The 13,081-nt window shown below is 70.9% G+C and carries 15 protein-coding genes; 12 read left to right on the top strand and 3 right to left on the bottom strand.

Translation table 11 applies throughout. The annotated features are described in order from the left end of the window. Window positions 1–8: 8 nt before the first annotated feature. The 4 genes from BFF77_RS09275 (at window position 9) to BFF77_RS09260 (ending at window position 3,946) form a co-directional block, all read left to right on the top strand. Entirely contained in the window at window positions 9–1,385 is a 1,377-nt protein-coding gene (locus BFF77_RS09275; protein WP_066946200.1) for a hypothetical protein, read from the top strand. 204 nt (window positions 1,386–1,589) lie between these two features. Then, the gene (locus BFF77_RS09270; protein WP_066946197.1) at window positions 1,590–2,339 is read left to right on the top strand and encodes an LmeA family phospholipid-binding protein; all 750 of its coding nucleotides are present in this window, start codon (window positions 1,590–1,592) and stop codon (window positions 2,337–2,339) included. Window positions 2,340–2,789: 450 nt separating this feature from the next. After that, window positions 2,790–3,629, top strand: a complete 840-nt coding sequence (locus tag BFF77_RS09265) for a sulfurtransferase (protein WP_066946194.1) — start codon at window positions 2,790–2,792, stop codon at window positions 3,627–3,629. Window positions 3,630–3,658: 29 nt separating this feature from the next. Beyond that, the gene (locus BFF77_RS09260) at window positions 3,659–3,946 is read left to right on the top strand and encodes a DUF1416 domain-containing protein (protein ID WP_066946191.1); all 288 of its coding nucleotides are present in this window, start codon (window positions 3,659–3,661) and stop codon (window positions 3,944–3,946) included. 125 nt (window positions 3,947–4,071) lie between these two features. Here BFF77_RS09260 and BFF77_RS09255 read toward each other — a convergent pair whose 3' ends face one another. Then, window positions 4,072–5,448 (bottom strand): NsdA family TPR-like regulatory protein, encoded by a 1,377-nt coding sequence (locus BFF77_RS09255; protein WP_066946188.1) that lies wholly within the window; start codon window positions 5,446–5,448, stop codon window positions 4,072–4,074. A 332-nt stretch (window positions 5,449–5,780) separates the two neighbouring features. Here BFF77_RS09255 and BFF77_RS09250 point away from each other — a divergent pair, with 332 nt between their 5' ends. The 4 genes from BFF77_RS09250 to BFF77_RS09235 are packed head-to-tail and all read left to right on the top strand — an operon-like array spanning window position 5,781 to window position 8,691. Further along, window positions 5,781–6,326, top strand: coding sequence for a pyridoxamine 5'-phosphate oxidase family protein (locus BFF77_RS09250; protein ID WP_066946185.1), 546 nt, complete (start codon window positions 5,781–5,783; stop codon window positions 6,324–6,326). Next, on the top strand, window positions 6,323–7,351 hold the full coding sequence (gene tdh / locus BFF77_RS09245) for an L-threonine 3-dehydrogenase (protein WP_066946182.1): 1,029 nt from the start codon (window positions 6,323–6,325) through the stop codon (window positions 7,349–7,351). The genes BFF77_RS09250 and tdh overlap by 4 nt, the downstream gene beginning before the upstream one ends. Before the next feature lie 11 nt (window positions 7,352–7,362). Beyond that, complete coding sequence (locus BFF77_RS09240) at window positions 7,363–8,403, top strand: GNAT family N-acetyltransferase (protein ID WP_066946179.1); 1,041 nt, start codon at window positions 7,363–7,365, stop codon at window positions 8,401–8,403. Between the two features lie 9 nt (window positions 8,404–8,412). Then, a complete protein-coding gene (locus tag BFF77_RS09235; protein WP_066946176.1) occupies window positions 8,413–8,691 on the top strand; it encodes a DUF3099 domain-containing protein in 279 nt (92 codons plus the stop codon). A 190-nt stretch (window positions 8,692–8,881) separates the two neighbouring features. On the opposite strand, the gene BFF77_RS09230 is transcribed toward BFF77_RS09235, so the two are convergent. Beyond that, the gene (locus BFF77_RS09230) at window positions 8,882–9,250 is read right to left on the bottom strand and encodes a DsrE family protein (RefSeq protein WP_066946173.1); all 369 of its coding nucleotides are present in this window, start codon (window positions 9,248–9,250) and stop codon (window positions 8,882–8,884) included. 356 nt (window positions 9,251–9,606) lie between these two features. Between BFF77_RS09230 and BFF77_RS09225 the strand changes: the two genes are divergently transcribed. The 3 genes from BFF77_RS09225 to ygfZ all read left to right on the top strand — a co-directional run bounded on the left by BFF77_RS09225 (window position 9,607) and on the right by ygfZ (window position 11,773). Further along, complete coding sequence (locus tag BFF77_RS09225; RefSeq protein ID WP_066946170.1) at window positions 9,607–10,179, top strand: heme-binding beta-barrel domain-containing protein; 573 nt, start codon at window positions 9,607–9,609, stop codon at window positions 10,177–10,179. A 54-nt stretch (window positions 10,180–10,233) separates the two neighbouring features. After that, the gene (locus tag BFF77_RS09220) at window positions 10,234–10,671 is read left to right on the top strand and encodes a Fur family transcriptional regulator (RefSeq protein WP_066946167.1); all 438 of its coding nucleotides are present in this window, start codon (window positions 10,234–10,236) and stop codon (window positions 10,669–10,671) included. Window positions 10,672–10,807: 136 nt separating this feature from the next. Then, on the top strand, window positions 10,808–11,773 hold the full coding sequence (gene ygfZ / locus BFF77_RS09215) for a CAF17-like 4Fe-4S cluster assembly/insertion protein YgfZ (RefSeq protein ID WP_066946164.1): 966 nt from the start codon (window positions 10,808–10,810) through the stop codon (window positions 11,771–11,773). Between the two features lie 252 nt (window positions 11,774–12,025). Here ygfZ and dtd read toward each other — a convergent pair whose 3' ends face one another. Then, complete coding sequence (gene dtd / locus BFF77_RS09210; RefSeq protein ID WP_066946161.1) at window positions 12,026–12,463, bottom strand: D-aminoacyl-tRNA deacylase; 438 nt, start codon at window positions 12,461–12,463, stop codon at window positions 12,026–12,028. Window positions 12,464–12,636: 173 nt separating this feature from the next. Between dtd and BFF77_RS36710 the strand changes: the two genes are divergently transcribed. Further along, the coding region (locus tag BFF77_RS36710) for an RsiG family protein (protein WP_483855207.1) at window positions 12,637–13,081 on the top strand (445 nt) is incomplete at its 3' end.

Raw genomic sequence — 13,081 nt, 5'->3', positions numbered from 1 at the left:
CGCAGAACATGAGCAACGATCAGCAGTATCCGTACGGTCGGTACGAGGGGAACGGCGCGTACGGCGAGGGCGGCGCGCACGGTCAGGACGGCCAGGGGAACGGCGGCCAGGGCCATGTCCCGTACGACCAGTACGGCAACCCGCAGCAGCCGCAGCAGTCCCATCAGCCGCAGCAGCAGCCCGTGTACCAGGAGCCCGGCCAGGACCCGGGCGCCGCGCAGACCTGGGAGGGCCAGACCTGGGACACCCAGTACCAGCCCCGCCTCCAGTGGCAGCAGTCCCAGTACGGGCAGCAGGACCAGCAGCCGCAGCAGCCCGGACCGTATCCGCAGGGGCAGCACCAGCAGCCGTATCAGCAGCCGCCCCGGGCCGCCGGCGCCGACGAGACCGCCTATCTGCCGGTGCAGGGTGTGCCGGGCGCGCCGGGCGCCTATCCGCTGCCGCCGGAGGTACCGATGTCGGGCCCGGCGCGCGGTCCCGCGCCCGGTCCGGGTGTGCACGCCTTCCGGAACGCGCCCCAGGGACCCGCGCCGACCGGTCCGGCCCCCGCGTCCGCCGCCCCTTCCGCGCCCGCCGCGTCGGCCGCCGTCGACGGCTACAGCGCGCCCACCACCATGGGCAACGCCCGGATCACCGACGCCCAGCGTGCCCGCGCCGAGGGCCGGTCGCCGATCATCCCGCCCGGCATGCAGCCGGCCGGGCTGACCGCCGTACTGGGCCTGCTGCTGGCCGGAGGTGCGGCGATCGGACCGTACGCGCTGCTCGTCCCGCTGGTGCTGCTCCAGGCGGTCACCGCGGCGGGCTGGTTCCGGCTGAACGGCATGTGGCCGGCCAGACAGGGCATCGCGCTCGCCTTCCTCGGCGGCCTCACCGCCGATGTCGCGCTGCTCGCCGTGGACGACGAGTACGCGGTGGCCGCGATCGTCGGCACGCTCGGTGTGTGGGTGCTGCTCACCGTCGTGCTGCAACTGCGCAGCCGCGCGGGCGCCGACGAGCGGATGGAGGGCCTGATGGCCACCGTCGCCTCGGCCGCGCTCACCATCATCGCCACCGGGCATCTCGCGGCTCTGCCGGACGCCGTGGTCGTGGGCGCGGTGGCGGTCGCCGTCGCCACCGTGGCGCGCGCGCTGCCGCTGCCCGGGACGGCCTCCGTGGTGGTGGCCCTGCTGGTCGCGACGGGCGCCGGAGTCGTGGTCGGCGGAATGACGGACCTGGGCGGCGCGGGCGCGCTGCTGGGACTCGGGGCGGGGATCTGCGCACTGGTCGGGCTGCGGGCCGCGAGCTACGACTATCCGTCCCGTTTCGTCCATATGACGGCCGGGGTCGCCCTGCCGCTGACGGCCGCCGCACCGGCCGTCTATCTGCTGGGCCGTGTGCTGGGCTGACCGCCCGGCGCCCGCGCATCGGGGCCGGTGTCCGGGAACCGTTAGGCTCACACGGTCGTCAGGCAAGCCAGAACGATCGAAATCGATCAAAGATGATCATGGCAGTCTGGATCATGACGGTCTGACGGTCAATGGTCGGCGCCCGACCGGCGCGGACAAGACACCTGGGCACCACGCACCTAACAGGGTGGGGGACACCGAAGAATGCGCGCACTGCGAATACTGCTGATCCTTGTCGTGGTCTTCGGCGGACTGTTCGTCGCCGCCGACCGTGCCGCGGTGTACTTCGCCGAGGGCCAGGTCGCCGACAAGATCAGGTCGAGCCAGGGGCTCAGCTCCCAGCCGCAGGTCACCATCAAGGGTTTCCCGTTCCTCACGCAGGTCGTGGGCTCCTCGCTGGACGAGGTCGACATCAGTCTCGACGGTGTCAACGCCACCGCCGACGGCCACCAGGTCCAGGTGACCGAGGTCAGCGCCGTGCTCAGCGATGTCAGGATCGACAGCAGCTTCTCCTCCGCGACCGCCTCGCGGGCCAGCGGCTCGGCGCGGATCTCGTACGCGGATCTCGCCAAGTCCGCGCCGAAGGGCGCGACGGTCGGTTACGCGGGCGCCGACCGGGCCGCCAAGGGCCAGGTCAAGCTCTCGGGACGGCTGGCGGACGTGCTGGACGGCGCGGGCATCGACATGCCGTCCTCGGTACGGGCCCTGCTGGACGGCCGTACGGTCACGGCGTACAGCACGGTCTCGCTGGAGGGCGGCGACACGGTCCGGCTGCGCGCCGAGACCCTGCCCGAGCTGCCGGTGCCGGGCCTGGACGAGCAGGTGCGGGACGTGGTCGACTACGACCTCAAGATCGACGGACTGCCGTCCACCATCAAGCTGGACCAGGTCACCGCCTCCGAGAGCGGCCTCCGGTTCTCCGGCACGGGCACGGACCTCTCGCTCGCGGGCTGAAGGCATTGAGTCCTCCGGCCCTGCCCGGCCGGGTGGCGGGGCCGGAGGCCGGATGGTGAGACGGCGGTGTCCGCCCCTCAGATGGCCGAAGGGCCGCAGCGCCGGGCGGGACGGCGGGAGGTGCGCGACCCGCACATCTGTCTCACTTCGTGGATGATCGTGTCTCACGATGTGAGCCACCGGTGACATGTCTGCCGGAACCTCCCTACGATCGGAGGTATGAGGCAGCAGGCGGACTTCACGAAGCGGCGGGCAGTTGACCTGTGCCGCGTCGCCGCCATGCTCTGTCGCGCTGTCTGAGCGGGACCTCCGCGTCCCGTTTCCGTGGCCCTTCGAGTATCTCAGGGCCGGCCTCGCGCCGTACGCCGGCTTCCGTCCCATGCGTGCCATGCCCGGAAGCCACCCGCATCACGCATGACCCCGCCGCACACTGCCCCGGAGGAGAACAGCATGAGCCGCAGCGACGTCCTGGTAGACGCCGACTGGGTCGAGGCCCACATCGACGACCCGAAGGTGGTCATCGTCGAGGTCGACGAGGACACCTCGGCCTACGACAAGAACCACATCAAGAACGCCGTCAGGATCGACTGGAAGAAGGACCTCCAGGACCCGGTCCGCCGTGACTTCGTCGACCAGGAGGGCTTCGAGCGGCTCCTGTCGGCCAAGGGCATCGCCAACGACGACACGGTCGTGCTCTACGGCGGCAACAACAACTGGTTCGCCTCCTACGCGTACTGGTACTTCAAGCTGTACGGCCACGACTCCGTCAAGCTCCTCGACGGTGGCCGCAAGAAGTGGGAGCTGGACTCCCGCGACCTGGTCGAGGCCGTTCCGGAGCGCGCGGAGACCTCGTACGAGGCGAAGCCGCAGAACACCGCGATCCGCGCCTTCCGTGACGACGCGGTCGCCGCGATCGGCACGCAGAACCTGGTCGACGTGCGGTCGCCCGACGAGTTCAGCGGCAAGCTGCTCGCGCCGGCGCACCTGCCGCAGGAGCAGTCGCAGCGTCCGGGCCACATCCCGTCCGCCCGTAACATCCCGTGGTCCAAGAACGCCAACGACGACGGCACCTTCAAGTCGGACGACGAGCTCAAGGAGCTGTACGCCGACGAGCAGGTGGACCTGGCGAAGGACACCATCGCGTACTGCCGCATCGGTGAGCGCTCCGCGCTGACCTGGTTCGTGCTGCACGAGCTGCTCGGTGTCGAGAACGTCAAGAACTACGACGGCTCGTGGACCGAGTACGGCTCGCTCGTCGGCGTGCCGATCGAGCTCGGCGCCAACAAGTAATCACGCCCCGACCTGGAGGACTGAACAGTATGTGTGGAGCACAGGCCGGCGGCCCCGACGCTTCGACGATCAAGCCCGGCGAGACCACCATCCAGGGTTCCGTGACCCGTGACGGCGAGCCCGTCACCGGTTATGTCCGCCTGCTGGACTCGACCGGCGAGTTCACCGCGGAGGTCCCGACCTCGGCGACCGGACAGTTCCGCTTCTACGCCGCCGAGGGCACCTGGACCGTGCGCGCGCTGGTCCCGGGCGCCACGGCGGACCGTACGGTCGTCGCGCGGACCGGAGGCCTCTCGGAGGTCGCGATCGCGGTCTGAGCCCGTATTCGCACATCGCTCTTCCGCCGCCCCGCCGGAGTCGTCCGGCGGGGCGCGGTGCTGACCGGGCACCCGGCGGTGCTCGGAAGGGCACGGCCAACAGGCGCTTGCCGCACGCCGGTTGATCAGGAGTCCGGCGGCAGGAGAGTCACGCGCCGGGCGCGGTGGAGCACGGCGGCGGCGTGCGGCTGGTGGCGGAAACCGCGCAGGGACCGGCGCAGATGCCGCAGCGCCTGGTCCGCCGGGGTCGAGCGCAGGCTGGGGTAGTGGTCGAGGAAGGTGTGCCAGTGGGTGCACGACTCCTCCAGATGTCCCAGTGCCAGAAGTGTGGCGGCGAGCCGTGCGCGGCTGAGGGCGATGGATCTGTGCCGGTCGTCCCCGCGTGCCTCGGCCGAGACGGTCAACGCCCGTGCCGCCTGCGTCTGATCCCCCAGGACGAGAAGGGTCCTGCCGCGCTGGTAGTCGAGTCCGGCGCGGGGGTAGCTGGTGAAGGGCCCCGGCACGCCGGTCGCGCGGTCATGCTGCGTCTCGGCCGCCGCGAGATCGCTCATGGCGCTGCGACGGAGCTCCGCGTGGGCGTGCATGAGCGCGCGCTGGCTCAGGAGGAAGGCCCGGGTCGCCCGGTCGGTACGCGGGCCCGCGGTGTCCACGGCGGCCTCGGCGAGCCGCCGTGCCTGCTCGTGGAATCCCAGGAACAGCGCCTGGAGGCTCATGGCGCGCAGGGTGACCGCGAAGAGGCGCCGGTCGTCGGCCTCGCGGGCGAGGCCGAGAGCCGTGCCGAAGTAGTGCTGGGCCAGGCTGGGATGGCCCGCGTCCATGCTCATACGGGCGAGCACATGGGTGAGTTGGGCCGCGTTGGTGAACAGGTCCCGGCGCAGGGCGGGCCGGGCCGGAGCGGCCAGAAGGCGGCTCGTGTCCTCGGCGAGGTAGGCGGTCAGCGCGGAGCGCGCGTGAGCACCGCCGTGACGCTCCATGAGATCCGCGAAGACCTGGGTCATCCATCGCAGCCGCTGGACATCCTCCGGCGTGGCCCGGGATCCCGTGGTGCGTGATCCCGGGGCACCGGGCCGTGCGGCGGCCGGCGGTACGCGGCTCCAGGCCGGTGCGGCGGCGGCCAGGTCGTAGGCGGAGCGGGCCAGCAGGGCGCGGCGGGTCGGGTCGGTGTCGGCGCGGGCCAGAGCGGCCAGCCGGTCCATGACACCGCCCGCCTCCGGCCCGTCGCCCAGAAAATCGCCGGTGTCCTGCTCGGTTTCCGCGAGGCCGGTCTCCTCGGTGGTGACCAGACGGCCGCTGCGGCGGCTGAAGGCCGAGGCGACCAGGTCGGGTATGGGAGGCCGGGGGCGGGAGCCGGTCAGCCAGTGGGCGATCGAGGTGCGGTCGTAGCGCAGGTGCACGCCCTGGGCCGCGCCCAGTTCGTTGACGGCCCGCGCCAGTTCGGCCGGGCTCCAGCGGGCCTCGTTGAGCAGCGCGGCCAGCAGGCGGTTGGGCTGGTGGCGGGCCAAGGTTCCTTCTCCTCGGGATGAGCCCGGCGAGCCTTGTCCGCGTCCGCCGGAGGGCGTGACGGCACAGGCGTTCAACGCGTGCACGCATCGATCACGGCGGGCCACGCTCAGGGGATGCCAGATGGGCAACCGTAGGAGATGTTCCCGGCCCCACGGCAGTTCATCCCGCTTTCAATCACCGGGACGGCCACCGCTTCGGCCCCCGCCCGATGCTCCTCCTGGCTCCCACCGGCTTCACCCACGGCCGCCGCGGGACCGCCCGACTTCTGGCGGTCCTGCCCCGGCACACCTCACGCCGCGCTCCTCGGCACCCGGAAGGAAGACACCCGCTCATGACACCACTGCCCGAACTCGCCGAACGCAGCCGTTTCCTCATCGAGAACGCACGCTTCATGACCCTGGCCACCCACGGCCCCGACGGGGTATGGGCCTCCACCGTCAACTACGTACCGCTGCGGCAGCCGCTGCGACTGCTGTGGTACTCGATGCGCCAGGCCCGGCACTCACGCAACATCGAGGCCGACCCGCGGATCTCCGGCTCGATCCATCTGACCGGGCTCCCCGGACTGGGCCTGGACGGTGCGCAGTTCACCGCCACCGCGAGGCCGGTGGGGCCGGAAGAACTCCACGAACTCAGCGCGTGGTACTACGAGCGGAACTTCCCGGACGAGGCCGTCCGCCGCGAATGGCTTCTGCCGCTGGAGGTGTTCCGGGACGAGGGGCCTCGGCGCTTCTACCTGCTCGAAGTCCACCGCTGGTGGCTGCTGGACATCGACCGGTGGCTCATGGACAAGAAGGACCAGCGCGTCGCCGTCCCGCTGGACGCTCTCGCCGGCCGGCCGACGGCCGGCAGTGGTGAATCGGCGGGTGCCCGGTGAAGGCGCTCGTCAAGTCGGGGCCCGGTGAAGGGCTGGACCGCGTGGACATCCCCGCCCCCGTACCGGGACGCCACGACGTTCTCATCCGGGTGCTGCGCACCGGCATCTGCGGCACGGACCTGCACATATTCGAGGGAAGCCCCTGGGCGGCGCGTACGGTGACGACACCTCGTGTCGTCGGCCACGAGTTCGTCGGTGAGATCGTGCGGACCGGGGCGAGTGTGGGAGGTCTGCTGCCCGGCCAACTGGTCAGCGCGGAAGGACATTTGACCTGCGGCACCTGTGTCAACTGCCGGGCGGACAAGAAGCACCTGTGTCTCGCGGCCCAGGGCCTCGGGGTGCAGCGCGACGGAGTGTTCGCCGAGTACGTGGTGCTGCCCGCGCAGAGCGTCTGGGTGCACCGCCCCGGTGTCTCCCTCGATGTCGCCGCCATGTTCGACGCCTTCGGCAACGCCGTCCACATCGCTGACGCCTTTCCCGTCCGCGACCGAACCGTCCTGGTCACCGGAGCGGGGCCGATCGGTGTCATGGCCGCCGCCGTCGCCCTGCACCGGGGGGCGCGCCTGGTCGCGGTCAGCGATGTCAGCCCCTTCCGGCTGGACCTCGCCCGGCGCGCCGGCGCGCATCTCGTCATCAAGGCCGGTCACGGGCCCGTCGACACCACCGCGCTCGGCCTGGAGCACGGCTTCGACATCGGCTTCGAGATGTCGGGCAGCCCCTCCGCCCTGCGTGATCTGATCGGCGCCACGGCACATGGCGGCCGGATCGGTGTCCTCGGCCTGCTCGACGAGGACATGCCCACCGACTGGTCGGACATCACCCTGCGCATGCTGACCATCCAGGGGATCAGCGGACGCAAGGTCTTCGACACCTGGCACACCATGGCCGACCTGCTGGACCAGGGGGTGGACCCGTCGTTCGCCGTCACCGACCACTTCCCGGCCGAGGAGTACGAGAAGGCCTTCGCCACCGCGGCCGAGGGGAGCGCGGGCAAGGTGATCCTCGACTGGATCCCGAGGGACTGAGGGAAGGCGTCATGGACCACACCGTGCGTGTCCACACCACGATCGATGACGTCGACGGACGGTGGGACGACCTGATGACGGCCGCCCGCGCCCCCGTCTTCTACCGCCGTCCCTTCCTGCGCGCCTTCGAGAAGCATCCGCTGCATCCGGTCCTGCGCACCGCGTATCTCCTGGTCGAGGACCGGTCGGGGCGGGTCCACGCGGCCCTGCCCGCCTATCTGCAACGCGATGTCGACCCGATGCGGGTCATCGCCGATCACCATCCCCGTGCGGTGGGCCGGACCGTGCTGCTCAGCCATGTCTGGCACTGCTACGACACCGTGCTGCCGGTACGGCCCGGCCCCGGCGGCGCGTCCGCCGCCCGCCACGCCGTCACCGCGCTGCGGGACCTGGCGTCCCAGTGGGAGGCGCGGCTGTGCGGCATCGTCAACGCGGACGCCGCCGGCCCGCTGGACGCGCTGCTGACGGACGCCGGATTCGCGGGCGTCGACATCGACGTGGGATGGGGACTGGTCCTGGACCACTACTCGGGATTCGACGACTACGTCGGCAACGCGCTCAAGAGCAAGGCGCGGTACAACCTCAGGCACGACCTGCGCCAGGCGGAGAGCGCGGGAGTCACCGTCCGTACGGGCGACGCGCGCGACGCGGACCTGGACGAGTTCGTACGCCTGGCCCGTGGCACCGCCGCCAAATTCGACAATTCCGACTACTACCGGCCCGGCCTCTTCCAGGATTTCGTCCTGGCACTCGGCGACTGCGCCCAGGCCGTGGAACTCCGCGCCGGGGACCGGATGATCGCCTCCGCGCTCACCCTCACCGACGACACCCGGCTCCACTACTGGGCGGTCGGATATGCGCAGAAGGACACACCCGGTTACAGCCCGTTCTATGTGGCGTACGCCCATGTGATGCGCGAGGCCTGGGCCTCGGGCCGCAGCTGGGTCGAGCTGGGGCGGCGCAACGCGTCGTTCAAGCGGCGGTACGGTCTCCGGCCCCGCGTCCTGCGTGCCTATTTCGCGGACGGGTCCCCGGGGCGGATTCGGTCGTAGGCTGGAGGCATGTACACGCGACGCCGTCGTCGGTACTTCCTGTTGATGGGCGGATGCCTGATCCTCTTCGTCTCCGCCTGGACTTTCGTACGGTTCTGGTCGGTTCCGGCCGCGGTCGCCCTGTGCGTCGTCGCCATGGTCATTCCCCCGATCGCGGCCATGGTGGGCAACGCACGCGGCAAGGACGACCACTGGTGGGACGATCCGACCGGAGACCCCCAGTCCGATGAGTGGTGGGACGAGCTGGACGGCAAGAAGCCCCCGCAGAAGCGGGACAGCAGAAAGTAGCCCGGCGAGCGGGCGGTGAGGTGAACGGGGCGCGAGGGGACGCGGCGAGGAACCGGCGCCCGCCCGGCGGAGGCGTACGGCCTGAAACGGCCCGCGCGCCGGGTGCGGTTCCGGTCTTCCGGGCCGGGTGGCGGGCTCCGGTCCTCGGGCCGCCCGCCGGTCCGTCGGCGAAACCGCTCGCGCCGGTACGTCAGTAGACGAGCGCCTGGACGCCGTCCGGCATGATCTCGCTGACGAAGACCTGCGCCCCGGCGATCCGTACGCCCTCGATCACATCCTTCTCCGTGATGTCACGGCGGGCCGCGCACTGGGTGCAGAGAGTGACCAGACCCCCGGCCTGGATCGACTCCAGCAGATCCGGCAGCGGCGCGGAGTGCGGCAGTTCGAACTCGGCCGCCCGGCCCGGCAGCGCGAACCAGGCCGACTCGCCCGTCAGCCACAGCGAGACCTCCACTCCGCTGGCCACGGCCACCGCCGCCACCGTGAAGGCCTGGGAACAGCGCTCCGGGGCATCGGCGCCGGCGGTCACTTTGATCACGAGTCTCTTCGCGGAATGCATGTTCCGAACTGTAATCCGCGCAGTACACCTCGGCTGAGCGGGCGGCACCTCACCGAGAGGGCCGGGCCCGCACCCATTAGGCTGGGGCCCGGCCCCACCGGCCCAGCCCTGCCCGTACGGCACACCACCGCGCATCCGAGGAGCACCCCGTGCTTGAGGCCTTCTTCACTTCCCTGCTGATCCTCGTCTGTGTCGGCACGCTCGCCTTCGCCGGCCTGACCGTGAAGAAGCTCTACCAGGGCCAGCGCTAGCCATCTGCCGCATCCGCACCCGCCCGGCTCCGCCCTGCCCCTGCCCCTGCGCCGGCGTCATCGTCCCCGCCACCGCCTCGCCTCTACAGATCGACTGAGCTGCTCATGATCGAGATCCCGTCCGACCTGCACCCGGACCTTGTTCCCCTCGTCTTCCTCCTCGGGAACTGGGAGGGCGTCGGTGTCTTCGACTTCCCCGGCGACGAGAAGGCCAACTTCGGCCAGGAAGTCACCTTCAGCCACGACGGCAGGGACTTCATCGAGTACGTCTCGCACACCTGGGCGCTCGACGCCGAGGGCAGGAAGATCAGGCCGATCGAGTCCGAGGCCGGCTTCTGGCGGATCGACAAGGAACGCAAGGTCGAGGCCGTGATGGTGCGCGACCAGGGCGTCGTGGAGGTCTGGTACGGCGAGCTCGCCCACCAGAAGCCGCAGATCGACCTGGTCACCGACGCGGTGGCCCGTACGGCGGCCTCCGGGCCCTACAGCGGCGGCAAGCGGCTCTACGGCTATGTCAAGGGCGACCTCATGTGGGTGGGCGAGAAGTCCACCCCCGAGATCCCGCTGCGCCCGTACATGTCGGCGCATCTGCGGAAGGTCGTGAGTCCGGACCAGGTCGCGGCCTGGGCCAAGGACCTCGGCGACCTCCCGGACGACGGCATCGCCTTCTTCAAGTAGCCCGCGATCGGCAAGTAGCCGTCGATCGCCCGTGCCCCTGCCTACACTGGGTGCGTGGTGAGCATCGACTGGAAGAGCGACCTGCGGCAGCGCGGCTACCGGCTGACGCCCCAGCGTCAGCTTGTTCTCGAAGCCGTCGACACCCTCGAACACGCGACGCCGGACGACATCCTCTCGGAGGTGCGCAAAACCGCCTCCGGGGTGAACATCTCGACCGTCTACCGGACCCTGGAGCTGCTGGAGGAGCTGGGTCTGGTCTCGCACACCCATCTCGGGCACGGCGCTCCGACGTACCACCTGGCCGACCGCCACCACCACATCCACATGGTCTGCCGGGACTGTACGGAAGTGATCGAGGCGGATGTCGAGGTCGCGGCGGAGTTCACCGCCAAGCTGAGCGAGACGTACGACTTCACGACCGACATGAAGCACTTCGCGATCTTCGGCCGCTGCCGGTCCTGCTCCGCGCACGCGGCGAACGACGACGCGTAGGCACCCGGCGCCGGCGGTCCGTGGGCGCACCGCTATGCGTGCGCGCACCGCGATGCGCGGGTCACCGTGATGTGCGGATCACCGTGATGTGCGGGCGCGCCGCGGTCAAGTCCGCCCGAGTCGTACGCTGATAGACATGAAGAGCCCTCTGCTGTTCCTGCCCGGAGCCGTCCCCGCCGAAGGACAGGACGAAGGTGTCGCCGCGCACTACGGCGATCTGTTCCGTGAACAGCGTGCCCTCGCCGACGGCACCGGTCTGGTCGACCTCTCCCACCGCGGAGTCGTGACCGTGACCGGCGACGACCGGCTGAGCTGGCTGCATCTGCTGCTCACCCAGCATGTGAGCGAGCTGCCGGCCGGCCGCGCCACGGAAGCGCTGATCCTCTCGGCGCACGGCCATGTCGAGCACGCGCTGTATCTCGTGGACGACGGCGAGACGGTCTGGGCGCATGTCGAACCCGGTACGCGGGAAGCGCTGATCGCGTACCTGGAGTCGATGAAGTTCTTCTACCGGGTCGAGATCGCCGACCGTACGGACGACATCGCGGTCGTCCATCTCCCGGGCGGCTCCATCGCGGAGCCGCCCGGGGGCGTGGTCGTACGGGAGACGTCGTACGGCCGGGATCTCTTCCTGCCCAGGGCCGATCTGGAGTCGTACGCCGCGTCGTACGGGCCGCCGGCCGGGATCCTCGCGTACGAGGCGCTGCGGATCGAGGGCCACCGGCCGCGGCTGGGCTTCGAGACCGACCACCGGACCATCCCGCACGAGCTGGGCTGGATCGGCAGCGCGGTCCATCTCCAGAAGGGCTGCTACCGCGGCCAGGAGACCGTGGCGCGCGTCCAGAACCTCGGGAAGCCGCCGCGCAGGCTGGTCTTCCTGCATCTGGACGGCAGCGAGGTGCATCTGCCCGGGCACGGTACGCCGGTGCGGCTCGCGGCCGACGGTGCCGAGGGGCGCCAGCTCGGTTTCATCACCACCTCGGCGCGCCACCACGAACTGGGGCCGATCGCGCTGGCCCTGGTCAAGCGCAATGTGCCGCTGGACGCGGAGCTGATGGCGGGAGACACGGCGGCGGCGCAGGAAGCGGTCGTGGAGGCCTGAGCCGCGCGGGCGGAAGCCGGGGAGGGCCGGCCGGGACGGACCGGTCGGCCAGGACGGACCGCCCGGCCGGGACGGACCGCCCGGCACCCTCCGGGCGGTGTGCGCCGGGCGGGCGGGGCGTATCGGAGCGGGTGGGCCGGCCGTGCTGCGGGCCGGATATGTCATGGTTTCCGGGCTCGGGCTCTCTAGCACATTCATATGCCGGTGTCACATCGGGCGCCATCACATATGCGGAAAACACATGTGCTGGACTCATATGTCCAGGACCACCGTGAACGGGCCGTGGTTCGTCAGCGAGACCCGCATGTCCGCTCCGAAACGGCCCGTCTCCACGTGCGCGCCCAGCGCCCGCAGACCCGCCACCACCGCGTCGACCAGCGGTTCGGCGACCGGGCCGGGCGCCGCGGCGTTCCAGGTGGGGCGGCGCCCCTTGCGGGCGTCCCCATAGAGGGTGAACTGCGAGATGACCAGCAGCGGAGCGTCCGCTTCCGAGCAGGATCTCTCCCCCTCCAGCAGCCGTATCGACCAGAGCTTCCTGGCGAGCCGTTCCGCCTGTTCCCTCGTGTCCTCATGGGTCACTCCCACCAGCACACACAGGCCCTCGCCCGTGAACCCGCCGACGGTCTCGGTCCCGGACCCCGTCACCACGACGACGCTCGCGCCGTCGACTCTCTGCACCACCGCACGCATACGGGCCAACCTATCGGGGGCCGAACGGGTGCAGAGTGCCCGCATGCGTCCTGGCAGGAGTGGCACGATGCCCAAGGCGGTGCGTCGGTTCGCGCGCCGGTCCAGGGATTGGGGGGTTCCCAGCGGAGCGAGGGCCAGGGTTCTCCCCAGCGGAGTGAGGGGAAGTACGCGCGATGACCACACCTGGAGCCGGGCAGCCGCCCGGTCCCGTACCGACGGCCTGCACGACCTCCACGACCAGTGGGACGGGCACTGGAACCGGCGGCGGGACGGGGAGCGGGCCCGTCGTCGTCCCCGCCACGGGTAAGGGCACGCATACGGGCACCGGCACGGGTACGGGCGGCACGGATCCGGACCGCGGAGCCGGAGCCGGGCCCGGGATCACCGCCGCCGGTACCGGCTCCGGCGCCACCGGAGGGCTGCGCCCGCCCGTGCAGCGCACCGGCGGAGAGGGCTCCCTGCCCGCGCCCCGGCCGTACGACTTCACCGTGCTCCGGCTGCCCGAACTGCGCGCGCTGCGCCGGGACTCGCAGCGCGACGAGGCCGACCTCAGCTATCTGCGCAGGCTCCTCCAGGGGCGGATCGACATCCTGCGGGCCGAGCTGGCCCGCCGTACCG

Origin of the sequence: Streptomyces lushanensis (genome assembly GCF_001700515.1) — a bacterium.
Classification (GTDB): domain Bacteria; phylum Actinomycetota; class Actinomycetes; order Streptomycetales; family Streptomycetaceae; genus Streptomyces; species Streptomyces lushanensis.
This window is presented reverse-complemented; position numbering and strand designations above follow the sequence as displayed.

Coding starts and splice junctions, on each gene's coding strand:
- BFF77_RS09225 (WP_066946170.1), top strand. CDS start 9,607: ATGATCGAGATCCCGTCCGACCTGCACCCGGACCTTGTTCCCCTCGTC.
- BFF77_RS09250 (WP_066946185.1), top strand. CDS start 5,781: ATGACACCACTGCCCGAACTCGCCGAACGCAGCCGTTTCCTCATCGAG.
- BFF77_RS09265 (WP_066946194.1), top strand. CDS start 2,790: ATGAGCCGCAGCGACGTCCTGGTAGACGCCGACTGGGTCGAGGCCCAC.
- BFF77_RS09260 (WP_066946191.1), top strand. CDS start 3,659: ATGTGTGGAGCACAGGCCGGCGGCCCCGACGCTTCGACGATCAAGCCC.
- BFF77_RS09240 (WP_066946179.1), top strand. CDS start 7,363: ATGGACCACACCGTGCGTGTCCACACCACGATCGATGACGTCGACGGA.
- BFF77_RS09270 (WP_066946197.1), top strand. CDS start 1,590: ATGCGCGCACTGCGAATACTGCTGATCCTTGTCGTGGTCTTCGGCGGA.
- ygfZ (WP_066946164.1), top strand. CDS start 10,808: ATGAAGAGCCCTCTGCTGTTCCTGCCCGGAGCCGTCCCCGCCGAAGGA.
- BFF77_RS09230 (WP_066946173.1), bottom strand. CDS start 9,250: ATGCATTCCGCGAAGAGACTCGTGATCAAAGTGACCGCCGGCGCCGAT.
- BFF77_RS09275 (WP_066946200.1), top strand. CDS start 9: ATGAGCAACGATCAGCAGTATCCGTACGGTCGGTACGAGGGGAACGGC.
- dtd (WP_066946161.1), bottom strand. CDS start 12,463: ATGCGTGCGGTGGTGCAGAGAGTCGACGGCGCGAGCGTCGTCGTGGTG.
- BFF77_RS09235 (WP_066946176.1), top strand. CDS start 8,413: ATGTACACGCGACGCCGTCGTCGGTACTTCCTGTTGATGGGCGGATGC.